This window comes from Pseudomonas sp. SWRI22 (genome assembly GCF_014268395.2).
Lineage (GTDB): Bacteria > Pseudomonadota > Gammaproteobacteria > Pseudomonadales > Pseudomonadaceae > Aquipseudomonas > Aquipseudomonas paracarnis.
This window is the reverse complement of the sequence record NZ_JABWQK020000001.1, coordinates 3,584,900-3,607,887: the sequence shown is the minus strand read 5'-3', so window position 1 is coordinate 3,607,887 and position 22,988 is coordinate 3,584,900. Positions and strand designations below refer to the sequence as shown.

Here is a 22,988-nt window from a genome sequence, read left to right as displayed (position 1 = left end):
GGCTATCAGGCCGCTTTCGCGAGCAAGCACGCAGTTTTGTTATCCTGGCGCTCCCGCCCACACGGACGCGCGCGTATGCACATCGACCCGGCCTTCATCCTTCACCAGACCGAGCACTGGCAGCTCAACCACCACCTGGCGTCGAAGCTGCCGGGCTACCTGATGCTTGGCGCCAAGGTACCGGTTGACTCCCTCGCTGACATGCCAGAAGCCGCACTGGCCGAAATGGGCGGTTTGCTCGCCAACATCCAACGAGTGATGCAAGCCCAGCTCCAGCCGAAGTGGCTATATATCAGCCGCTACGGACATATGCCGGGTTTCCCGCTGCACTTTCACTTCATTCCTGTCTATGACTGGGTGGAGCGAGCGTTCTGGCAGGACGAACGCTACCGCTCGCTGTACGCTTTCGGTACGCCGCCCCTCGAACCCCTGACCGATGGCGCTGAACTGACCCTGTTTGTATGGCGAGAGTTTGGCGAGAGCCTAACCCCGCCGCAGGTTCAAGGGCCAGGGGTGGCGCAGGTGATCGAGCAATTGCGCGCTGCATTCAAGCGGGACTCATAACGCGCAGCCGCTTCACCATCGGCACACACGCCAGCACCAACCCGGACGGAGAGCGATACACCGCCTGCTCATCGCCTACATACCCGCACGCTCTATAAAAACTTACCGCATTCAAGGTCGCATCCAGCACAACCTGTTCAATCGCTTGCTGGCGTGCCACGCATTCCAGATGAGCAAGCATTGCCTTGCCAAGGCCTTGCCCCATGTAAGCGGGCAATACAAACAAGGCCCCTATTTCACCGTCGGCAAGATCGAGCATACCGGTGACGACGGGCTCGTCATTCAGCCAGCCCATGTAGAACTGTTTTTCCATCAACACGCTGTAGCCATCGCTGGCGTGACCTCGGGTCCAGAGCGCCATTTGCTCAGCGCTGTAGGCGCCAATGCATTGGCCGCGAATGGCCTCGCGTCGAATCTCGAACGCACGCTCGGCGTCATCCGGCGTGGCACGTTTTATCTCCAGCATCGTGAACTCCTTCCATGACCTCAAACTGCCACTAGCCCATTTGTGCTAATCGACCCCACCCCACGGCGGCGCTATATTCCGCGGCACTTCCAACGTTCTCACCCACACCGCGCACTCAATGCGCGCGGGTTCTTTGCGCGTTGGAAAAACCAAAACAACCCCAAGGAAGAAGCACCATGAAACTCCACTCCCCTGTCACTCGCCTTGCCCTGCTGGGCGCCTTGATCATCGGCGTCGCCGGTTGCAGCAATATCAAGCCCACCGAAGATCATCTCAAGAAGCTCTCGGAAACCAATCTGGGCGAGCCGGTAAAACGTATTTCCAATGTGCGCAGCGACTCCATGACCACCTACTACGTCGCTAACACAGCCTCCGGCGAGTACAACTGCTCCGTGCCCAGCGGTGCGAGCGGCGGCGCGTTCGCGATTGCCAGCTTCGGCCTGATGAAGCCCGCGGCCTACTGCATGCCCAAGGGCGCCAAAGGCAATGGGTTGACGCCGTTCATGCAGTAATTTTTTCCTGACTGAGCTCACGCAGGGTGCCGCGCAGCTCCGCAGGGCGTACCGGTTTGGAGAGGATAGCGATCTGCCGATCATGCAACGCGGCCTGGATTTTCTCCACATCGTGCCCGGTGAGGATCAGCGCTGGCACCGCCCAGCCGCGTTGTTCGCGTAGCTGGTCGATGCATTCAATGCCGGTGGCATGGTTGCCCAGATCGTAGTCGGCAACGATGATGTCGCAGTCGCTGACCAAGCCCTGCCCCGTGGACTCGGCCTGCACCTCGCACCCCCAGCGCTCGAGCAAAGCTTGGGTGGCGAGCAGCACGTTGTAGTCATCCTCCACCAGGCACACTTTCAGACCGCTGAGCAGACCGGCCTGGCGAGCATCGTCACGCACTGCCGGTTGACGCGGCGCGGTGGCCAGGGCCAGGCCATGCAGACTCACTGAGGTGCCATGGCCCACCCGCGAACGCAGACTCACCTGCAACCCCATCAACTGCCCCAGGCGCTTGACGATGGACAGCCCAAGGCCCACGCCTTCAACGTCCTTGTCACGCAGTTGGCGCACGCGATAAAACTCTTCGAAGACCTTTGACAGATGCTCCCTGGCAATGCCCCGCCCCTGGTCGTGCACCTCCACCACCAAGCCGTTATCGCGAACACGCACACCGATCAGCACTGGTCGTTGCGCGCCGTATTTGAAGCAATTGGAGAGCAGGTTCTGCACCATCGTTGCCAACATGGCCGGGTCGACCAGCACCCAGTGAGCGCAGGCGCGCAAGCGCAACTGCACTCCAGCCCAACGCGCAGCCTCGGCGTTCTGGCGCACCAGGTCGGCGAGAAAGTCACCCAGGTGAATCACTTGGTATTTGGGCAACAGGCGTCCGTTGTCGAGGGTGTAAAGGTCGAGAATCGAACGAAACAATTGCGACACGTTAAGCAAAGAGCGGTCGATATTGTCCACCAGGCGCTGTTCGTCCTCCCCCAAGCGGGCTTCGCGCAAGCAGGCGGTGAACAGGCCGATGGAGTGGATCGGCTGGCGCAGGTCATGGCTGGCCTGGGCAAGAAAGCGCGACTTTTCCAGGTTGGCGGCGATGGCTTGCTCGGAAGCCTTGCGTGTGCGCTCCAACAGGATATGGGCGTACACCGGGATCACTGTGCTGGTGATCATCAGCATCAGCATCATGAAGGGTTGCGCCTGCCACAGCGGCGTGAGTTGGTACACGATCAACAGCGCCAGCAACGCCAGCCCCGTCGCGATTGCCAGGTAGCGCGAACCGTAGCGCATGCCGTTGCCCAGGTTCACCCAGACCATCACCGCATACAGCGGCAATGCCGCCTCACCGCCCATCACCAGGCCGAACGAAGTGCCCGTGTAGTCGTGGATCATGCCGAAGATCCGCCGCGCCGGATAATGCCCAGGCCAGCGTGCGATCACCTGGCGCAACACGATGGATGCCAGCAGGAACAGCAAGATATACAGGATCACCGGCAGATAGGTGTCCAACGACTGCCCAGGCAAAAAGCCCAGCACGCCGATGTAAACGATAGCGATGCTGGCCACCACGATGCGCAGATTAGCCTGATCGAGTTCGGAGTTGGTCTCGGGGCTCATCGTCATATCCTTGACCTATCATCTGTAGGAGCGAGCTTGCTCGCGAAAAAACATCAGCGACAACGCGTTTGACCTGGAAGTACGTGGTGCCTGGGCGTGTTTCGCGAGCAAGCTCGCTCCTGCGCCGACAGTAAATAAAGTAGCATGCCTCGACACAACCTGGCCCCAGGAAGGAGCTCACCATGACCGGCCGGATCATCATCGCCGACGACCACCCCATGTTTCGCGAAGGCATGGCGCGCACCGTGCAACGCTTGCTGCCCGACGCCCAGGTGCAAGAGGCCGGCGACCTGGCCACGGTGAATACGTTGCTGCGCGAGGCGGGCGAGGTCGATACCCTGATCCTCGATTTGCGCTTTCCCGGCCTGACCTGCATCAGCCAACTGGCCGAACTGCGCCAGCAACTGCGACGCACCACCTTGGTGGTGGTGTCGATGGTCGACGACCCTGCGCTGATCGAACAAGTCATGGCTTTGGGCGTCGACGGTTTTATCGGCAAGAACATCGCCCCGGATGAGATCGGCCAGGCGCTGCTGGCGATACGCGCCGGCGAAGTGCTGGTCAAGTTCGCGCCGTCGGGCCTGCTGCCGCTGGACACTCATACCCTCACCACCCGCCAGCAGGAAGTGTTGCGCCTGATTGCCCAGGGCAAGACCAACAAGGAAATCGCCAAGGCCCTGGATATCTCGCCGTTTACCGTGCGCATTCATGTGTCCTCCCTGCTGCGCAGTCTGAAGGTACCGTCGCGGGCGGCGGCGGCGGTGAAGTACTCCGGAGAGCTCTAAGCTGTTTGTAGGAGCGAGCTTACTCGCAAGAAACCCACAGGCGCCGCGTTGACTCAGAAAATACGCGTTAGCGTTGACGTTTTTCGCGAGCAAGCTAGCTCCTACAGCCCCCTCTGCATCCGATATTTATGCTCAATTCCCAACTTAATAATATTTTATTAATCACCGCCCGCCCCCTAACTTGACGTCATGCCCAAGCTGAATCCAACTGCATTACGCAAGGACAGACACATGACTCAAGCAATAACAAAAATAGACACGCTGGTGGTGGGCGCAGGTCAGGCTGGCGTGGCCATGAGCGAGCATTTGAGCAAGCAAGGCGTGCCGCACCTGGTGCTGGAGCGCAGCCGTATCGCCGAGCGCTGGCGCACCGGGCGCTGGGACTCGTTGGTCGCCAACGGCCCGGCCTGGCATGACCGCTTCCCCGGTCTGAAATTCGACGACGTCCCTGCCGATGGCTTCGCGCCAAAAGAGCGGGTCGCCGATTACTTTGAAGCCTATGCACGCAAATTCAATGCGCCGATCCGCACTGGCGTGGACGTGACGTCAGTGGTACGTAACATCGGCCGCCCCGGCTTCACCGTGCACACCAGTGAAGGTGTGATCGAAGCCAACCGCGTGGTCGCCGCCACCGGTCCATTCCAGAAGCCCGTGATTCCAGGCATAGCACCTACAGGCACGGCACTGCACCAGATCCATTCCGCCGACTATCGCAACCCTGGGCAACTGCCGGCGGGCGCCGTATTAGTGGTGGGCGCCGGTTCTTCCGGCGTACAAATCGCCGATGAACTGCAGCGCGCCGGTCGCCAGGTTTACCTGTCGGTTGGCGCCCATGACCGCCCGCCTCGCGCCTATCGCAACCGGGATTTCTGCTGGTGGCTCGGGGTGTTGGGCGAGTGGGACCAGGCGGCGATGAAACCTGGCCGTGAACACGTGACCATTGCTGTGAGCGGCGCCCATGGCGGCAAGACCATCGACTTCCGTGAACTGGCCCAGCAAGGCATGACCCTGGTTGGCCTGACCCAAGCCTTCGACGGTACGGTGGCGACGTTCCAACCCAACCTGGTGGAAAACCTGGCACGCGGGGATGAGAACTACCTGGCCCTGCTGGACGCGGCCGACGCGTATGTCGAACGCAATGGTCTCGACCTGCCCCAGGAGCCCGAAGCACGTCGCGTGTTTCCCGACGCTGAATGCATCAAGCAGCCAATCCTGACGCTGGACCTGGCCGAAGCGGGTATCACCTCGATCATCTGGGCCACCGGGTTTGCCGTGGACTACAGCTGGCTACAGGTGGACGCTTTCGACACCGCCGGCAAGCCGCAACACCAACGCGGTGTATCCAGCGAAGCCGGCATCTACTTCCTCGGTTTGCCATGGCAATCGCGGCGTGGCTCGTCGTTTATCTGGGGAGTGTGGCACGACGCCAAATACGTAGCCGACCATATCGCTATCCAGCGTCAGTACCTCGAGTACCGCGAAGCTGCGCCGGTTGCCCGCCAGACCCCTGTCAGCGCCTGATCACTTTTTCCTGGAGTTTTTTGATGCCTACTCACACTCGCATCCGCATGTTCAACACCAAAGAAACCTATCCCAACCAGAGCCTGGATAACGACCTGTGCCAGGCCGTGCGCGCCGGCAACACCGTGTATGTACGCGGCCAGGTGGGCACTGATTTCGATGGCAACCTGGTGGGCCTCGGCGACCCTCGGGCCCAGGCCGAACAGGCGATGAAAAACGTCAAGCAACTGCTCGAAGAAGCCGGCAGCGACCTCAGCCACATCGTCAAAACCACCACCTACTTGATCGACCCGCGCTACCGCGAACCGGTGTATCAGGAAGTGGGCAAGTGGCTCAAGGGGGTATTCCCGATTTCCACCGGGCTGGTGGTCTCGGCCCTGGGCCAGCCGCAGTGGCTGATGGAAATCGATGTGATCGCGGTTATCCCAGAGTAAGGAGGCTAACCATGACCTTTTCAATCGTTGGCCGCTGCGCGGAAACCGGCCAGTTGGGCGTCGCCATCAGCTCATCAAGTATCGCCGTAGGCGCTCGCTGCCCATGGCTGCGGCCCGGCGTGGGCGCGGTATCGACCCAGAACATCACCTTGCCGGCCCTCGGCCCAGACGTGCTCGACGGGCTGGAACAGGGCCTGGCCCCAGACGATGCCGTGGACAAAGCACTCACCCGCAACGGCTACAGCCAGTATCGGCAACTGACGGCGATTGACCACCTGGGCCGCAGCGTGCATTTCAGCGGCAGCCAGACCCTGGGTACCCATCACGCGGTATCGGGCGAGCAATGCGTGGCGGCGGGCAATATGCTCGCCGACCGTGAAGTCATCACCGCGATGGTCTCGGCCTTTGAACAGGGCGAAGGCCAGCTCGCAGACCGGTTGCTGGCAGCGATGCATGCCGCCATCGCCGCCGGTGGCGAAGCCGGCCCGGTGCACTCCGCCGCGCTGGTGGTGGTGGGCGAGTTGACTTGGCCGATCATCAACTTGCGCGTGGATTGGGCCGACGAAGCGCCGATTGGCGAATTGCAAAAACTCTGGGACGCCTACCGCCCACAGGTACAGGACTATATCGATCGCGCCCTCGCCCCCGACCGCTCCCCCGGCTACGGCGTGGCCGGAGACGAGCGATGAGCCGCAGCCGCGACCTGCTGGAAACGCTGGTGGGCTTCGACACCACCAGCCGCGAGTCCAACCTTCAGTTGATCGAGTTTGTGCGCGATTACCTCGCCGGGTTTGGCATCGCCAGCGAGTTGGTCTACAACGCGCAACGCACCAAGGCCAACCTGTTTGCCAGCGTCGGCCCGGTTGAGCTGCCAGGTATCGTGCTGTCGGGGCATACCGACGTGGTGCCAGTGGATGGGCAACCCTGGACCCTGCCGCCGTTCACGTTGACCGAGCGTGACGGCATGCTGTTCGGGCGCGGCACCGCCGACATGAAGGGGTATATCGCGTGCGTACTGGCGTTGGTACCCGAACTGGTCAAAACGCCGTTGCGCCTGCCGGTGCATATCGCCCTGTCCTACGATGAAGAAGTCGGATGCCTGGGCGTACGCTCATTGCTCGCTGTTCTGGAACAGCGCCCGGTGAAACCCATGCTGTGCATCATCGGCGAACCGACCGAACTCAAACCGGTGTTGGGTCATAAGGGCAAGTTGGCGATGCGCTGCGACATACAGGGTCAAGCATGTCATTCGGCGTATGCGCCCTCGGGGGTGAATGCGATCGAACATGCCGCCGATCTGATCTGCGAACTCGGGCGCATCGGCCAGCGCTTGCGTTCGCACCAGGACCCACGTTTCAACCCACCTTTCAGCACGGTACAGACCGGCCTGATCAGTGGTGGCAAGGCATTGAACATCGTCCCGGCCGATTGTCGCTTTGACTTTGAAGTACGCGCCCTGCCCGCCTCGGACCCCGCTGAAGTCGCTCAAGAACTGCAAGCGTACGCCATGCAGCAGGTACTGCCGCGTATGCAGGCGGTCAGCAAGCAGAGCTCCATTCGGTTCACAGAGCTGTCGGCCTACCCGGGGCTGGTCACGGATGAGCACAGCCAGGCGGCGCAGCTGATTGCGGCGTTTTGCGGCTCGCAAGCGTTCGGCACCGTAGCGTTTGGCACCGAAGGCGGGCTGTTTGATGCGGCAGGCATTCCCACCGTGGTATGCGGGCCCGGGAGCATGGAGCAGGGGCATAAGCCGGATGAGTTTGTGAGCGTAGCGCAGTTGGCGGGATGTGATGCCATGTTGGGGCGCATGCTGGACTCGATCCGCTGAGCCAAACACTGCTTCCACAGACAATGCAAATGGATCGTGTTGGATCAGGCAGATAGGGGTCGGCTGGGGGCCATCATCGCAGGCAAGCCAGCTCCCACAAAAGGCCAGCCTCCAGTCAGACCAGCTCCCGAGCAAGAAACGGCGCAGTCCGGCTGGTCTTGCTCTTGGCCACTTTCTGCGGCGCCCCACACGCCACGACTCTCCCGCCCAAGTCCCCTGCTCCCGGCCCGATATCAATCACCCAGTCACTTTGGGCCACCACGCGCATTTCATGCTCCACCACAACCACCGTATGCCCCGCATCCACCAGCTGGTTCAGTTGGCTGAGCAAACGATCGACATCCCTGGGGTGCAACCCGGTGGTCGGCTCATCCAGCACATACAAGGTGGCGCCCCGGGCATTGCGTTGCAACTCGGTAGCGAGCTTGATGCGCTGTGCCTCACCGCCCGACAACTCGGTGGCCGGCTGCCCGAGGCGCAGATAACCCAGGCCGATATCGCGCAGCACGACTAACGAACGCAGGATGCCCGGCTGCTCGGCAAACACCTGCACCGCTTGCTCCACCGTCAACCCCAGCACCTGGGCGATGTTCAAGCCCTGCCATTTGATCGCCAGGGTGTCGGGGTTATAGCGCGCGCCATGACAGGTCGGGCATGGCGCGTACACGCTGGGCATGAACAGCAATTCAACGCTGACAAAACCTTCACCCTCACAGTTCGGGCAACGGCCCTTGGCGACGTTGAAGGAGAACTGCCCGGCATCGTAATTGCGTTTCTTGGCCGCTGGCGTGGCGGCAAACAGTTTGCGCACGTTGTCGAACAGCCCGGTGTAGGTCGCCAGGTTGGAACGCGGCGTGCGGCCGATGGGCTTCTGGTCCACCTGCACCAGGCGCTGAATGTGCTCGAGCCCGGCGCTGATGCGCCCGCCACTGGCTTGCGGTGCAGCATCTTCCAGGCTCGGTTCGTCGTCGCTTTCCAGCACACGCCCCAGGCCCGTGCCCACCAATTCCAGCAGCGCCTGGCTGACCAGGCTGGATTTGCCCGAGCCGGAAATCCCCGTCACCGCGGTGAAACAGCCCAGCGGGAAATCCACGTTCAAATCTTTCAGGTTATTTCGCGTCACGCCTTTGAGCTTCAGCCAACCGGCCGGCTCGCGGCTTGGCACATTGGCCGGGCGAGGTGAGGCAAACAGGTATTCGCGGGTCTGCGAGGCCTCGACATCCGCCAACCCTGCGGGCGGCCCGCTGTACAGCACTTGCCCGCCATGTTCGCCGGCAGCCGGGCCCACGTCGATCAGCCAGTCGGCGCGGCGCATGGTTTCCAGGTCATGTTCCACCACAAACAGCGAATTGCCCGCGGCCTTCAAACGATCAAGCGCGGTGAACAATGCTTCGCCATCCGCCGGGTGCAGGCCCGCCGAAGGCTCATCGAGCACATAAATAACACCGAACAACTGCGAGCCCAATTGGGTAGCCAGGCGCAGACGCTGCAGTTCCCCGGACGACAGGGTCGGCGTGCTGCGCTCCAGGGACAGATAGCCCAGGCCCAGTTCGATCAAGGTGTTGACCCGTTCGAGCAGGTCCTGGGCGATGCGCTGGGCCGCCAGGCGTTTTTCCACCGACAGCTTCATCGTGTCCTGCCCCGCGGCCACCGGCTGCAGCAACTCGGCCAATTGCGCCAGGGACAATTGCGACAGCTCACCGATATCCACCCCGGCAAACTTCACCGACAACGCCGCCTGGTTCAGGCGTTTGCCCTCGCACAATGGGCAGGCACTGCCTTGCATGAACTGCGATACACGCTTTTTCATCAGCGCGCTCTGGGTGTGGGCGAAGGTATGCAGGATATAGCGCCGAGCGCCGCTGAAGGTGCCTTGGTAGCTGGGTTCGAGCTTGCGTTTCAACGCCTCGCGGGTCTGCTGCGGGGTGAAGCCGGCGTACACCGGTACGGTGGGGGTTTCTTCGGTGAACAGGATCCAGTCGCGGTGCTTTTTCGGCAGCTCGCGCCACGGGATGTCCACGTCATAACCCAGGGTCACGAGGATGTCGCGCAGGTTCTGGCCCTGCCACGCCAACGGCCAGGACGCCACTGCACGCTGGCGGATGGTCAAGGACGGATCGGGCACCATCAGCGCTTCGGTCACTTCATACACGCGGCCCAGGCCGTGGCATTGCGGGCACGCGCCCTGGGGCAGGTTCGGCGAGAAGTCCTCGGCATACAACATGGCCTGCCCTTTCGGATAGCGGCCGGCGCGGGAATAGAGCATGCGGATCAAGCTCGACAAGGTGGTGACACTGCCCACCGACGAGCGCGCACTGGGTGTACCCCGTTGCTGTTGCAGGGCCACGGCAGGCGGCAAGCCTTCGATGCTGTCTACGTCCGGCACGCCGACCTGGTCGATCAAGCGCCGCGCATAGGGCGCCACCGATTCGAAATAGCGGCGCTGGGCCTCCGCGTACACCGTGGAAAACGCCAGGGACGATTTGCCGGAGCCAGACACGCCGGTAAACACCACTAGGGCGTCCCGGGGAATATCCACATCGACATTGCGCAAATTATGTTCACGGGCGCCACGCACCCTGACAAAGCCCGTTTGCCGGGCGGTGAGCGGTGGGATGTTGCGCTGTGAAGTCATGGGCAACCTTGTCTTGCGCTTAGCACCCTGCGCACGCGTTGGGTCAGGGCATCGGGGCTGTAGGGTTTGCTCAGCAGGTGGATATCGGCGCTGAGCAGATGATTGGAAGACAGAATGTCGCGGGTGTGGCCCGAGGTAAACAGCACCGGCACCGGCGGGTTCTGCGCGCGGGCCCAGGTGGCCAGATCGGTGCTCTTGACCCGACCCGGCATCACCACATCGGTGAAGATCAGGTCCGGCGACACGCCGCGCTGCAACACTTGCATCGCGCGGTCGCCATCCTCGGCGGTCAGTACGGTATAGCCCGATTGCTGCAGCAACTCGACCACCGTCAGGCGCACGCCTTCGTTGTCCTCGACCACCAGGATGGTTTCCTGGCCGCCGCCTTGCAGGTCCGCATCACTGTAGTCGTCGAAGCATTCAGGCTCCAGGCAGTGGGGGAAATACATCTGCACCACCGAGCCCTTGCCCTCCTCGCTCCACATGTCCACGTGCCCGCCACTTTGGCGCACAAAACCGAACACCATGCTCAGGCCCAGGCCGGTGCCGTGGCCTTCGCGCTTGGTGGTAAAGAAGGGTTCGAATGCGCGCTTGAGGGTCGCCTCGGACATGCCCACGCCGGTGTCGGCCACTGCCAGGCGCACGTACTCGCCGGGCTTGATGCTTTTACCGATGCAATCGTCCGGGTTGAGGATGACGTTTTCTCCGGTGATACGAATCACACCCTCGCCCTGCATGGCATCCCGGGCGTTGATCGCCAGGTTGAGCAGCGCGTTTTCCAGCTGGTTGCGGTCGACATTGATGCACCAGGAGTCCTGGGGCAGTTGCACGTCGATATGAATGGTTTCCCCCAACGCCCGTTGCAACAGCTCGCCCAGGCCAGCGTAGATGCGCTGCGGGTTGTACACCGCCGGAGACAAGGGCTGGCGACGGGCAAAGGCCAAAAGTTGCGACGACAGCTTGGCCCCTCGCTCCACGGCGGCGATGGCCGCGGTGACGCGACGTTGCACCTGACAATTGTCCGGCTCATGCCGGGCGAGCAAATGCAGGTTGCCGGCGATCACTTGCAGCAGGTTATTGAAGTCATGGGCCACGCCACCGGTCAGGCCGCCAATCGCTTCCAGCTTCTGTGACTGGCGCAACTGGTCTTCTGCGGCAGACCGCGCCTGCACTTCAGCGGCTACGCGTTGCTCCAGATTATGGGTGAGCTCCTGGCGCACCCGCTCGGACTTCACCAGTTCGGTGGTTTCCACCACAATCGCCAGCACCCCGGCTGGCTGTTGGTTGTCCCCGGCCACGGGGCTGTAATAGAGGTCCAGCCATACGCTTTCCGGTTGGCCGTGACGCGATAACACCAGCTCCTTGTTATTGAACGACAAGGTACCGCCCGCCAGGCACGTATCCACCACATGCCGATTGAACTCGGCCACCTCCGGCCAGCCCAGTTCTACCGGAGTGCCCAAGAGGTAGGGATGGCGCCCGCCGGCAAATACCGAATAGCTGTCGTTGTAGATCATGTACCCCGCCCGCCCCCACAGCATCACCATCGGCACGGGTGAGGCGAGCATCATTTGCACGGTGCAAGCCAGGCTCGTGGACCACTGATCCAAGGGGCCAAGGTCGGTACTTGACCAGTCAAACGTGCGAATTCGCTGGGCCATTTCGCCGGCCCAGCCTTCACAGCCATGGGGGTTGGATAAAAATTGCATGATTGGGCTCTGTGCAGGGACAAGACAGTCGCAAGTTTTGGAGCGCGCCAGCGGTGGATGGTTTCATCCTGAGCACAGAGGAATGCACAAACCCCTGGAACTAATGAAAATCCCGGCTGCGCACCACCATTCCATCCAGCAACGGCGTCAAATCGGTGAGGCGTCCCGCGATCAAATGCCGCACCTCACCTACCGCCTCCCAACGACCGTCCACCTTGAGCAAACGCGAGCCCACCAGCGCCTGGCGCTGACGCTCGGCCAGGTCGCGCCAGACCACCACATTGAGGTTGCCGAACTCATCTTCCAGGGTGACAAAGGTCACGCCGCTCGCCGTGCCAGGGCGCTGGCGGCCAGTGACCAGCCCGGCGATGCTCACGTTGCGCCCATGTTCCACCGTCAGCAATTCCTGGGAACTGCGGCAGCGGCGCCGGCGTAACTCGGCGCGCAATAGTGCCAGGGGATGGGGCCCCAGGGTCGTACCGAGGGTGGCGTAATCGGCGTGCAAATCTTCGCCTACCGTGGGCTCGGGTAATGCCACCCGCGTTTCATCGGGGCTCGGCAGGCCGGCAAACAAGCCCAGTTGCTGATGCACACCGGCCACGTCCCAGCGCGCCTGATGGCGGTTGCCGGCCAGGGCGCGCAAGGCCCCGGCATCCGCCAGCAGCGCCTGGGCACGCGTATCCAGCCCGGCGCGCGCGTCCAGGTCAGCGATGTCATTGAACAGCCGCTGCTGCCTCGCCGCTTCGATACGCCGCCCGTCGTCCTCGCGAAACCCCGAGATCATGCGCAAGCCCAGGCGAATCGCCGGTTGCTGGCCGTCGATGGGCTCCAGGCTGCATTCCCAGTCGCTGGCCTGCACATCTACCGGGCGGATCTGCAAGCGATGGCGCCGGGCGTCCTGCAGGATCTGGTCCGGGCTGTAGAAGCCCATGGGCCAGCTGTTGATCAGGGCGCAGGCAAAGGCCGCCGGCTCATGGCATTTGAGCCAGCAACTGGCATAGGTCAGCAAGGCGAAACTGGCGGCGTGGGACTCCGGGAAACCATAGCTGCCAAAGCCCTTGATCTGCTCGAAAATCTGCGCGGCAAAGGCTTCGGTGTAGCCATTCTTCAGCATGCCGGTGCGCAGGCGCTGCTGATGGGGCTCTAGGCCGCCGTGGCGTTTCCAGGCGGCCATGGAGCGGCGCAACTGGTCGGCCTCGCCGGGGCTGTAGTCGGCGGCGACCATGGCGATTTGCATCACCTGTTCCTGGAACAGCGGGATGCCCAGGGTGCGTTTCAATACGGCCTCCAGTGCGGGCGAGGGATAGGTTGTGGGCTCTTCATTGTTCCGCCGACGCAAGTACGGATGCACCATGCCGCCCTGGATCGGCCCAGGCCGCACAATGGCAACCTCGATCACCAGGTCATAAAACGTCTGCGGCTTGAGCCGGGGCAACATCGACATCTGCGCCCGCGACTCGATCTGGAACACACCGATGGTGTCGGCCTTGCTGATCATGGCGTAGGTGGCCGGGTCTTCCTTGGGAATCGTGGCCAGGCTCAAGTCCCGGTGGCGATGTCGGCGCAGCAAATCGAAGCAGCGGCGGATCGCGCTGAGCATGCCCAGGGCAAGGATGTCCACCTTGAGCAAACCGACGGCGTCGAGGTCGTCTTTGTCCCACTGGATAATGGTGCGCTCGGCCATGGCCGCATTTTCCACCGGCACCAGGGTGTCCAGCGGGTATTCGCTGATCACAAAGCCGCCAGGGTGCTGGGACAGGTGCCGCGGAAAACCGATCAGTTGCTGGGTCAACGTCAAGACACGCCGCAGCAGTGGGCTGTCCGGGTCGAAGCCGCTTTCACGCAGGCGCTCCAACGGCGGCGCCTCATCGCTCCAGCGCCCGCAGCAATCGGCCAAGGCGTTGATCTGGTCCGCCGGCAGCCCGAGGGCCTTGGCCACATCACGTACCGCGCCCGTGGCGTGGTAACTGCTGACCACCGCCGTCAAGGCTGCACGGGTGCGGCCATAGCGCTGGAACACGTATTGCAGCACCTCTTCGCGGCGCTCGTGCTCAAAGTCCACGTCGATGTCCGGCGGCTCGTTGCGCTCTTTGGACAGGAAGCGCTCGAACAGCAGGTTGGTCAGGCTCGGGTTGATTTCGGTGATGCCCAGGGCAAAACACACCGCCGAGTTAGCCGCCGAACCACGGCCCTGGCACAGGATCGAACGGCTGCGGGCGAAACGCACGATGTCATGCACCGTAAGGAAATAGCTTTCGTAACCCAGCTCGCTGATCAGCTGCAGTTCACGATGGATTTGCTGCAAGGTCTTGTCGTCGATGCCTTCGGGCCAGCGCTGGGCGATGCCTTCTTCGGTGAGGGTGCGCAGCCAGGATTGGGCGTCATGCCCCGCGGGTACCAGCTCGCGTGGATAGTGATAACGCAACTGGCCGAGGTCGAAGGTGCAGCGCCGCGCGAGGGCGAGGGTTTCATCCAGCAAGGCCTGGGGGTACAGCGCCGCCAGCGCGTCGAGGCTGCGCAGGTGGCGTTCGCCATTGGGGTGCAGGCGCGTGCCAGCTTCGGCCACCGGCACGTGGTGACGGATGGCGGTCATGGTGTCTTGCAGGGCACGGCGGCCTCGCGCATGCATATGCACATCGCCGCAGGCCACGGCAGGGATTTGCAGGCTGTGGGCCAGTTGCAAGCGCTGTTGCAGATGGCGCGCATCGTCCTGCCCACAGTGCAGGTGCACCGCCAGCCACAGGCGCTGGTCGAAGGTGCGGCGCAGCCAGTCGAGGCTGGCCTGGGTGTCGCTGTCTTGCGCCACCCACAACGCCAACAGGCCGGGCAACGGTTGCTCGAAATCTTCCTGTAGCAGGCGATAACTGCCCTTTTCAGCCCGACGCCGGGCCAGGGTGATCAGCCGGCACAGGTGCTGATAACCGCTCAGGTTCTCCACCAGCAGCACCAGTTTCGGACCATTTTCGATGTGCATTTCGCTGCCGATAATCAACGGCAAGTCCACGGCTTTGGCGGCTTGCCAGGCACGCACGATGCCTGACAGCGTGCATTCATCGGTGATCGCCAGGGCGCTGTAGCCTTGGCGCTTGGCGCGCTCGAAAAGCTCCAGCGCACTGGAGGCACCACGCTGGAAGCTGAAATTGGACAGGCAGTGCAGCTCGGCATAACTCATGCGCCCCCACCCCCTGTTGTAGGAGCGAGCTTGCTGTGGCGAGGGAGCTTGCTCCCGCTGACTGCGCAGCAGTCTCCGGCTTTTATTGGGGGCGCTACGCACCCCAGCGCAAGCAAGCTTGCTCGCCACAGTAAGTGCGCTCCAGCTGAGGGGATGCTCATGCAAACCACCCTTGCAACCACAGCCCATCGCCTTGCCCCACCGTGCGATAGGCCCAACCCTGCTGGCCGGCGCGGGTCTGGACCAGGTAATAGTCACGGCGGACATCGGCGCCATCCCACCAGCCCGATTCAATGCGCTCCGGACCCATCAGGATCTGTACGCCGTGTTCGGCCAGCAAGGTCGGTTGCGGCAATAACCAGCCTGGGCGGCGGACCTTGTTCAAGCTCGGGCACGCCTGGTGGTCGGTCGCAGCCTGCCAGGCGCATTCGGGGCGATGGTCGGCCTGAAAACGCAGGCCCTGCACCGCCTCATCCCCCAGGCGTGCACGCAGGCGTTCGCGCAACTGTTCCCACGGCAGGGTTTGTTGCGGGCGGTCGTCGAACAGGTCCTGGCGTTGCGGCACGAACACCGGCAAGTCCTCGGCCACCAGGCGCACACCCCGCACCGGCGCGGTGACCTGTACCTGCTCCAGGCGCCCACGGGCCAGTTCGAACAACATTGAAGGCTCGCGCTCGGCGCTGAGCAGGCCCACCTTGATCACGCTGTCTTGTACCTGGGCGTGTTCCAGGTGCAGGTCAAAGCGCTGCACGCCACTGTCGCGGCCGCACAGGAAAGCGGACAGGTCGCCGGTCAAACGCCGCAAGGGGAACAACAGCGCCTGGTGGGATTGCACATCGAAATTCAACTCGATGCGTGCATCGAACTGGTCGGGCGGTTGATAAAAATCCAGGGCCAATGGCCGCTGCCCGCTCAGGGCGTCGAGGTGCTTGAGCAGGCTGGCGTCAAAACGTCGCGCCAGGGTATGCCGGGGCAAGGCCTGCACCTGGGCCAGGCTGCGCAGGCCCATGCGCGACAAGGCGGTGGCGGCTTGGGGTTCAAGGCCTGCACGGTCGACAGGCAGCGACGCCAGGGCCTGCATCAGGGCGCTGTCATCGGCCACGGCCAGGCCGTCGTAGCCGTTTGCCAATATCCGCGCCGCCGCCGGGTTGGGCGCAGCGACGATGCGATGACGAAAGCCAAGTTCGGTCAGCTCTTTGCGCAAACGCGCCTCAAGTTGCGGCCAGGGGCCGAACAGGCCCAGGCTCGATTCGATCTCGAACAACAAGGCCCGTGGGTAATACAGGCTGACTTGGGAGCTGAATCGGTAGGCCCAGGCGGCCAGAAACTGCTGCAGGCGCTCGATCTCCAGCGGGTCGTATTCGACACAGGCAAACTGCTTGACCAGGGCATGGGCTGCCGTCAACGATTGCCCGGGGCGCAGGCCCAAGGCGCGTGCGGCGGCGTTGACGGTTTGCAACACGCGCCGCTGCGGCGTGCCGGCCAGCAGCGCCAGCGGCTGCTCGGGTTCGGGGTGCACACGCTGTGCCCCGTCCAGCGCCAATTGCGGGAAGACAATACACACCCAACGCATGGCAACCTCAATGCCCCGCCAGGGCAATTGGCGCCGGATGGGCCAGCCCGCCACGGCACTTGAGCACCCGCACTTGCGCGGGCCTGGCCTCGACCGCCAGGCGCAGGGCGGCAGGCGAGGCATTGATCGCCTCGCTCAGGGAGCGCCAGGCAAACGCCAGGGTCTGCCCGGTTTCGGCCGCCACCTGCAAACGCCGCAAGGCTCGATCATCGGCCTTGCGCGGCCAACACAACACCGCCCCGCAACTGCCTGAACGCAGGCATTGCTCCACCGCCCACAGCGCGTCACGCTCCTCGGCCCGGATGATGGACAGCTGGCGCACATCCACCCCGGCGTTCTGCCACGCATGGGGATAGGGGGTATAGGGCGGCGCCACCAGCACAATGCGCTCGCCCAGGGCCGACAGGCGCGCCAGGGTAGGCAGCACCAGCTGCAACTCGCCCACCCCGTCCTGGGCCATCAGGATTTCACTCAAGGCCGATTCCGGCCAGCCGCCACTGGGCAGCACCGCATCCAGCGCCGCCAGCCCCGTGGGGTGCACGCTGGCCGGGGGCGCGGCGGGCCGGCCCTTCCAGACTCGCCCGCCATTGAACAGCGAGTCCAGGGCAACCACGGCGCCCATCAGCCTTGCCTCACCAGGCCGCAGAACACGCCTTCGATGGCCAGGTCCTGCTCGGGCCCGACCACGATGGGTTGATAGGCCGGGTTGCGCGGCAACAGGCGAACCCTGTCGCCACTGCGCTCGAAACGCTTGATGGTGACGTCGCCGTCCAGGCGCGCCACCACAATCTGCCCGTTCAAGGCTTCGGCACTGCGGCGCACGCCCACCAGGTCGCCATCGAGAATGCCATCTTCAATCATCGAATCGCCCTGCACCCGCAGCAGGTAATCGGGGGTTTTGGCGAAAGTGGCGGGGTCCAGTTGCAAGCGGCTGTGCACCTCGGCATCGGCGCCAATCGGCCGACCGGCCGCCACACGACCGAGCACCGGTACATCCAGCCACTCGGGACGCGCAGGTTGATTGAGCAAGCGAATGCCACGGGCCTGGTTGGGGTTGACCTCGATAAACCCAGCTTCGGTCAGCGCCACCACATGCTTGCGGGCGACGCTGCGCGAGGCGAAGCCGAACGCCTCGGCGATCTCGGCGAGGCTGGGAGGCTGGCCTTGTTGCGCGATGCGCTCGCGAATGAAGGTCAGGATGGCGATGCGGCGGGGAGTCAGGTTTGTCATGGAGTACATTTGTACTCCTGTGGGAAATTTCTGACAATAACCGTCAGTCTGCTAATTGCCACCTACTTGTGAGCGGGCTTGCTCGCGAAGGCGATGTATCCGCTAGCACATGTGAAAACTGACCCACCGCTTTCGCGAGCAAGCCCGCTCCCACATGAAGGCATAGGTATCTACATAACTCTGTAGGTTGTAGCCGACGACGGTAACTACGATGCGAAGCGAGCCGCTCTTGATCTTGATCTTAGGCGCCCCGTTAAACCACGCTGGCCGGAATTCGACAGGGATTTGGGGGGTAAACCGGCAGGGATGCCGGTTTAGCCGCCCCGCGCCATGGATGGCGCGTGGCGGCGGCCCCCCAAATCACTGGCGGATTACGGGCACACCGAGCCTAAGCGAGGTGCCGAGTGGTGGGGCAAGAGCGTTTTGCTTACTTTTGCGCTTTTCAAAAGTGAGCCGCTGTAAAAGCGGAACCCTAAGTGGCCGCTACCGCAGGAATGGATATGTACACGGTCCAACTGTGTTGACTGTCAGGCCGTCTTCGCAGGCAAGCCAGCTCCCACATTGGATCGCGGGGCATCAGTTATATCTGTGTCGGCTGCCAGGCCGTCGCGGGAGCAAGCTCCCTCGCCACAGATTCAGCGTCGTGCCAAAGTTGTGTAGATACCTATGCACATGAAGGCATACCTCACCACCCCTCTTTCAACATCCGCAGCTCCAGATGCTGCAACAACATAATCGTCTTGCCATCCACAATCTCCCCGCTCTGCACCATCGCCAGTGCCTGCTCAAAGCCCAGCTCCAGTACCTCGATATCCTCGCCCTCTTCTTCCAGGCCTCCGCCCGCTCCCACTCGGTCGCCTGGCTGGTATTCACCGATAAAAAAGTGAATCCGCTCCGTCACCGATCCCGGGCTCATGAACGCCGCGTAGATTTTCTCAACATGCCCGACGCGATAGCCGGTCTCTTCCTCGGCCTCCAGGCGGATGCGTTCTTCGGCGCTGGCGTTATCGAGCAAACCGGCCGCCGCTTCAATCAGGTAGCCGGGGTAATCGTTGACGAAAGTGGGCATGCGGAACTGGCGAATCAGCAAGACTGTGCGTTGCTCACGGTTGTACAACAGGATGGTCGCACCGTTGCCCCGGTCATACACCTCGCGGGTCTGGGCTTGCCAACTGCCGTCGCGACGGCGCAGGTCGAAGCTGTATTTCTTCAGCAGGTACCAGTTGTCCGAGAGGGTTTCTTCGGCGGTGATGCGCACGGGGCTGTTGTTCATGTGTAGGCCTTTGCAGGTAGGGCAGGTTCGAGCCGTCCACCCTATCAACCCGCGCGAGGATTGTTCAATGCTGTAACACTTTCATCCGTCACGGCCGTCGCATTAATGCCTACCCGCCCAGGCCATCTGGTAAAACCCGTGCTTCATCTTTGTTCTGGAACCTTCATGTCTTCTGTTTCTATGCCCCGCCGGGGCCTGCGCTGGCTTGTCTGGCTGTGCATGGCCGTGTTGATTGTCGGCCTGCCGGTCGGCTGCGCCGTGTTGCAACACAAGGAGCGCGAACTTGTGTTTCGCATCGAGCCGGGAACCGCCGGCTGGTACACCGGCCTGCCCAAGGCGGTGCAGGAATTCGAACTCACGCCCGCCAGTTTCAAAGCAGGGCAGAACATTCATGGCTGGTGGTACCCGGCAGCCAACAAAGACGCGCCCGCCATCCTCTACCTGCACGGGGTACGCTGGAACCTCACGGGCCAATTGTTTCGCATCGAGCAATTGCATGCCCTGGGCTTTTCGGTCCTGGCCATCGACTATCGCGGCTTTGGCCAAAGCCAGGGCGACCTGCCCTCGGAAGCCACGGTGTACGAGGACGCACGCATTGCCTGGGAGCGTTTCCAGACCCTGCAACCAGACCCCGGCAAACGCCTGATCTACGGGCACTCCCTGGGTGGCGCGGTCGCCATCGACCTCGCTGCCGAGTTGGGCAAGCAGGTGCCATTGCCGGTGCGTGGGCTGGTGATCGAGTCCACGTTCACCTCCCTGGCGGATGTCGCCACGGCCGTTGCCAACACCTCATTGCCGGTACGCTGGTTGCTGTCGCAGAAGTTCGATTCCATCGACAAGATTGCCGACATCCACATGCCGCTGCTGGTGGTCCACGGCCTTGACGACCGCTACGTGCCGCCGCGCTTCAGCCAGCAGTTATTCGAAGCCGCGCAGCAACCCAAACACCTGTTGCTGGTGCCAGGTGCCAGCCATAACAACAGCATGAACCTCGCCGGACGCAGCTATGGCCAGGCGCTGGAAAACCTGATGCGCACGAAGATGCCGGCTCAGGTGGTAACACACTCCACAGGCCGCGATAACGCCTCATAAATACGCTTTTCGGCACTGGGTTCGCGCTTGGCTGTCAAGCGCAAACCCTGGCCATGTTGGCCCGAAATACAAGTTGATCAAATAATGACCTTCGCTGAAATCGCCAACGCTGCCGGGCCTTCGCAAAGTTATCCACAGAGATACCCACGGTTTTCGTGGACAACTCTTTTTATATTTTTACGTTTTTTTTGCTCAAGCCGTGCTTCCAGGAAAGGTACCGGGCAACAGGATTTCGCGATTCACTTCGCGTATATCCTTATAGCCACAGAGCGCCATCGACACATCCAGTTCGCGGGCGATGATATCGAGGGCCTTGGTCACGCCCGCCTCGCCCATAGCCCCTAGCCCATACAAGTGCGGGCGGCCAATCATGGTGCCCTTGGCGCCCAGCGCCATGGCCTTGAGCACGTCCTGGCCGGAACGAATACCGCCGTCGAGCCACACTTCAATGCGGTTGCCCACGGCCTCGACAATCGCCGGCAATTGGCTGATGCTCGACGGCGCGCCATCAAGCTGGCGGCCACCGTGGTTACTCACCACCAACGCATCGGCACCGCAATCGGCCGCCAAGCGCGCATCCTCCACATCGAGAATGCCCTTGATGATCAGCTTGCCGCCCCAGCACCGCTTGATCCACGCCACATCGTCCCAGCTCAGGCGCGGGTCAAATTGCTGGGCGGTCCACGACGACAGCGAACTCATGTCGGCCACGCCCTTCACATGCCCGACGATATTGCCGAAACCACGCCGCTGGGTACCCAGCATGCCCATCACCCAGCGCGGCTTGGTGATCATGTTGAGAATGTTTGGCAGAGTCAGCTTGGGCGGCGCGGACAAACCATTGATCAAGTCCTTGTGGCGCTGCCCCAGAATCTGCAAATCCAGGGTCAGCACCAAGGCATCCACCCCGGCCGCCTTGGCGCGCTCGATCAACTGCTCAATAAAACTGCGGTCGCGCATCACATACAACTGGAACCAGAACGGCTGGCCGACATGCTCGGCGATGTCTTCCAGCGAACAGATACTCATGGTCGACAAGGTGTAGCGCAGCCCGAACGCAGCAGCGGCACGGGCAGTGAGGATTTCGCCATCGGCGTGCTGCATGCCCGCCAGGCCAGTCGGCGCCAACGCCACAGGCATGGCCATGTCCTGGCCGATCATGCTGGCGCGGATCGAACGCTCGTCGATATTGCGCGCCACCCGTTGGCGGAACTTTATACGCGCAAAATCAGTTTCGTTGGCGCGGTAGGTGCTCTCAGTCCAGGAGCCGGAATCGGCGTAGTCGTAGAACATGCGGGGGACACGTTTTTGCGCCAGCTTGCGTAAGTCTTCGATGGTTGTGATCAACGGCATCGGGTGACCTCTCCCTGAACTGAACACAGAGAGTAACCGGCAGGAGCGTGGGCAACCAGCCGTTGCGTTTAGATGGGCCGGCGATTAATCTCGCACAAACCCGCAATAAAGCGCACAAACATGCATAGCACTCATCAAGCCATCGACTTGCCTTCCCTGCGCAAACAGAAAATCTTGTTGTTGCTGGAACGCGACGGCAAGGTCACCGCATCTGAGTTGGTCGAGCATTTTGCCGTGTCCCAGGACACCATCCGCCGCGACCTCGGCGAGCTCGCCGCGGCCGGCCTGTTGCAACGCGTACACGGCGGCGCCCTGCCCCGACCCAAGGACACCGGCAAGGATTTCTTTACCCGTGTCGGGGAAACCAACGAGGTCAAGCGCCACCTCGCTCGCGTGGCGGCGGAGCGGGTTGAAGACGGCCAGATCGTGCTGTTCGATTCTGGCTCCACCACCTTGCAGATTGCACAGTGCTTACCCCATGCACTGCACCTGACCGTGGTCACGCCATCCCCCATGATCGCCATCGCCCTGGCCGACCATCCGCATATAAAAGTGATCCTGGCCGGTGGCCAACTCAACCCCGCCACGCTCTCCACCGGCGGCCATGACGCGGTGCGGCTGATCCAGAGCGTCAAGGCCGACCTGTTGTTCACCGGGGTTTGCGCACTGCATCCGCAAGTGGGCATCACCTCGCTGCATTTTGGTGAAGTCGCCGTCAAGCAAGCCTTGCTCGACAGCGCGTCCCACGTCATCGCCGTGACCACCTCAGACAAGCTCGGCGCGGTGGAACCCTTTGTGGTGGCGCCTTGCAGCCGTATTCATACGCTGATTACCGAGTGGGATGCGCCGGATGTGCAGGCATATGAACAGTTGGGGTTGCAGGTGCAGCGGGTGGACGTGCAGTGATGCAAACCCTGTGTAGGAGCGAGCTTGCTCGCGAAAACGTCAACAATAACGCGGGTTTCCTGAATGAACGCGGCGCCTGAGTGTTTTTCGCGAGCAAGCTCGCTCCTACAAAAAGGGCAAGCCGGCCATCTGGAGACGGTAACCACGATGCGAAGCGAGCCGCTCTTGCTCTTGCTCTTGCTCTTGCTCTTGCTCTTGCTCTTGCTCTTGCTCTTGATCTGCTTTTGATCTTGATCTTAGGCGCCCCGTTAAACCACGCTGGCCGGAATTCGACAGGGATTTGGGGGGTAAACCGGCAGGGATGCCGGTTTAGCCGCCCCGCGCCATGGATG

General features: G+C 62.4%; 19 protein-coding genes. 9 read left to right on the top strand and 10 right to left on the bottom strand.

The window, feature by feature from the left end:
* The first annotated feature begins 75 nt into the window (after positions 1-75).
* Positions 76-564 carry a hypothetical protein gene (locus HU730_RS15805; protein ID WP_060764841.1) on the top strand — a complete coding sequence of 163 codons (489 nt, stop codon included), beginning with the start codon at positions 76-78 and terminating at the stop codon, positions 562-564.
* On the opposite strand, the gene HU730_RS15800 is transcribed toward HU730_RS15805, so the two are convergent.
* Entirely contained in the window at positions 548-1,030 is a 483-nt protein-coding gene (locus HU730_RS15800; RefSeq protein ID WP_034126111.1) for a GNAT family N-acetyltransferase, read from the bottom strand. The two genes, HU730_RS15805 and HU730_RS15800, sit on opposite strands and share 17 nt — an antisense overlap.
* A gap of 176 nt (positions 1,031-1,206) precedes the next feature.
* On the opposite strand from HU730_RS15800, the gene HU730_RS15795 reads away from it, so the two are divergent.
* Complete coding sequence (locus HU730_RS15795) at positions 1,207-1,542, top strand: hypothetical protein (RefSeq protein WP_044273082.1); 336 nt, start codon at positions 1,207-1,209, stop codon at positions 1,540-1,542.
* Here HU730_RS15795 and HU730_RS15790 read toward each other — a convergent pair.
* A complete protein-coding gene (locus HU730_RS15790; RefSeq protein WP_034126112.1) occupies positions 1,532-3,145 on the bottom strand; it encodes a hybrid sensor histidine kinase/response regulator in 1,614 nt (537 codons plus the stop codon). The two genes, HU730_RS15795 and HU730_RS15790, sit on opposite strands and share 11 nt — an antisense overlap.
* A gap of 182 nt (positions 3,146-3,327) precedes the next feature.
* Here HU730_RS15790 and HU730_RS15785 point away from each other — a divergent pair, with 182 nt between their 5' ends.
* The 5 genes from HU730_RS15785 to argE all read left to right on the top strand — a co-directional run bounded on the left by HU730_RS15785 (position 3,328) and on the right by argE (position 7,713).
* The gene (locus HU730_RS15785; RefSeq protein WP_034126113.1) at positions 3,328-3,930 is read left to right on the top strand and encodes a response regulator transcription factor; all 603 of its coding nucleotides are present in this window, start codon (positions 3,328-3,330) and stop codon (positions 3,928-3,930) included.
* Between the two features lie 231 nt (positions 3,931-4,161).
* A complete protein-coding gene (locus HU730_RS15780; protein ID WP_096144290.1) occupies positions 4,162-5,451 on the top strand; it encodes an NAD(P)/FAD-dependent oxidoreductase in 1,290 nt (429 codons plus the stop codon).
* A gap of 23 nt (positions 5,452-5,474) precedes the next feature.
* The gene (locus HU730_RS15775) at positions 5,475-5,885 is read left to right on the top strand and encodes a RidA family protein (RefSeq protein ID WP_014718154.1); all 411 of its coding nucleotides are present in this window, start codon (positions 5,475-5,477) and stop codon (positions 5,883-5,885) included.
* A gap of 11 nt (positions 5,886-5,896) precedes the next feature.
* A complete protein-coding gene (locus HU730_RS15770; protein ID WP_054898520.1) occupies positions 5,897-6,574 on the top strand; it encodes a DUF1028 domain-containing protein in 678 nt (225 codons plus the stop codon).
* Positions 6,571-7,713 carry an acetylornithine deacetylase gene (gene argE / locus HU730_RS15765; protein ID WP_096144291.1) on the top strand — a complete coding sequence of 381 codons (1,143 nt, stop codon included), beginning with the start codon at positions 6,571-6,573 and terminating at the stop codon, positions 7,711-7,713. Before HU730_RS15770 ends, argE begins: the two co-directional genes overlap by 4 nt.
* Before the next feature lie 115 nt (positions 7,714-7,828).
* Here argE and uvrA read toward each other — a convergent pair whose 3' ends face one another.
* The 7 genes from uvrA to HU730_RS15730 form a co-directional block, all read right to left on the bottom strand.
* Positions 7,829-10,348, bottom strand: coding sequence for an excinuclease ABC subunit UvrA (gene uvrA, locus HU730_RS15760; protein WP_096144292.1), 2,520 nt, complete (start codon positions 10,346-10,348; stop codon positions 7,829-7,831).
* Positions 10,345-12,057 carry an ATP-binding protein gene (locus HU730_RS15755; protein ID WP_034126118.1) on the bottom strand — a complete coding sequence of 571 codons (1,713 nt, stop codon included), beginning with the start codon at positions 12,055-12,057 and terminating at the stop codon, positions 10,345-10,347. Before HU730_RS15755 ends, uvrA begins: the two co-directional genes overlap by 4 nt.
* 100 nt (positions 12,058-12,157) lie before the next feature.
* Positions 12,158-15,229, bottom strand: a complete 3,072-nt coding sequence (locus HU730_RS15750) for an error-prone DNA polymerase (protein WP_096144293.1) — start codon at positions 15,227-15,229, stop codon at positions 12,158-12,160.
* A 157-nt stretch (positions 15,230-15,386) separates the two neighbouring features.
* Complete coding sequence (locus HU730_RS15745) at positions 15,387-16,802, bottom strand: DNA polymerase Y family protein (protein WP_096144294.1); 1,416 nt, start codon at positions 16,800-16,802, stop codon at positions 15,387-15,389.
* A 7-nt stretch (positions 16,803-16,809) separates the two neighbouring features.
* Entirely contained in the window at positions 16,810-17,424 is a 615-nt protein-coding gene (gene imuA / locus HU730_RS15740) for a translesion DNA synthesis-associated protein ImuA (protein ID WP_003191873.1), read from the bottom strand.
* Positions 17,424-18,041 carry a transcriptional repressor LexA gene (lexA, locus tag HU730_RS15735; protein ID WP_096144295.1) on the bottom strand — a complete coding sequence of 206 codons (618 nt, stop codon included), beginning with the start codon at positions 18,039-18,041 and terminating at the stop codon, positions 17,424-17,426. The genes imuA and lexA overlap by 1 nt, the downstream gene beginning before the upstream one ends.
* Positions 18,042-18,717: 676 nt before the next feature.
* Entirely contained in the window at positions 18,718-19,305 is a 588-nt protein-coding gene (locus HU730_RS15730; RefSeq protein WP_034125680.1) for an NUDIX domain-containing protein, read from the bottom strand.
* A 165-nt stretch (positions 19,306-19,470) separates the two neighbouring features.
* On the opposite strand from HU730_RS15730, the gene HU730_RS15725 reads away from it, so the two are divergent.
* On the top strand, positions 19,471-20,397 hold the full coding sequence (locus HU730_RS15725; protein WP_054898677.1) for an alpha/beta hydrolase: 927 nt from the start codon (positions 19,471-19,473) through the stop codon (positions 20,395-20,397).
* Between the two features lie 192 nt (positions 20,398-20,589).
* On the opposite strand, the gene HU730_RS15720 is transcribed toward HU730_RS15725, so the two are convergent.
* Entirely contained in the window at positions 20,590-21,750 is a 1,161-nt protein-coding gene (locus tag HU730_RS15720) for an alpha-hydroxy acid oxidase (RefSeq protein WP_057974864.1), read from the bottom strand.
* A 120-nt stretch (positions 21,751-21,870) separates the two neighbouring features.
* Between HU730_RS15720 and HU730_RS15715 the strand changes: the two genes are divergently transcribed.
* Positions 21,871-22,656, top strand: coding sequence for a DeoR/GlpR family DNA-binding transcription regulator (locus HU730_RS15715; RefSeq protein WP_186527406.1), 786 nt, complete (start codon positions 21,871-21,873; stop codon positions 22,654-22,656).
* Positions 22,657-22,988: the final 332 nt, after the last annotated feature.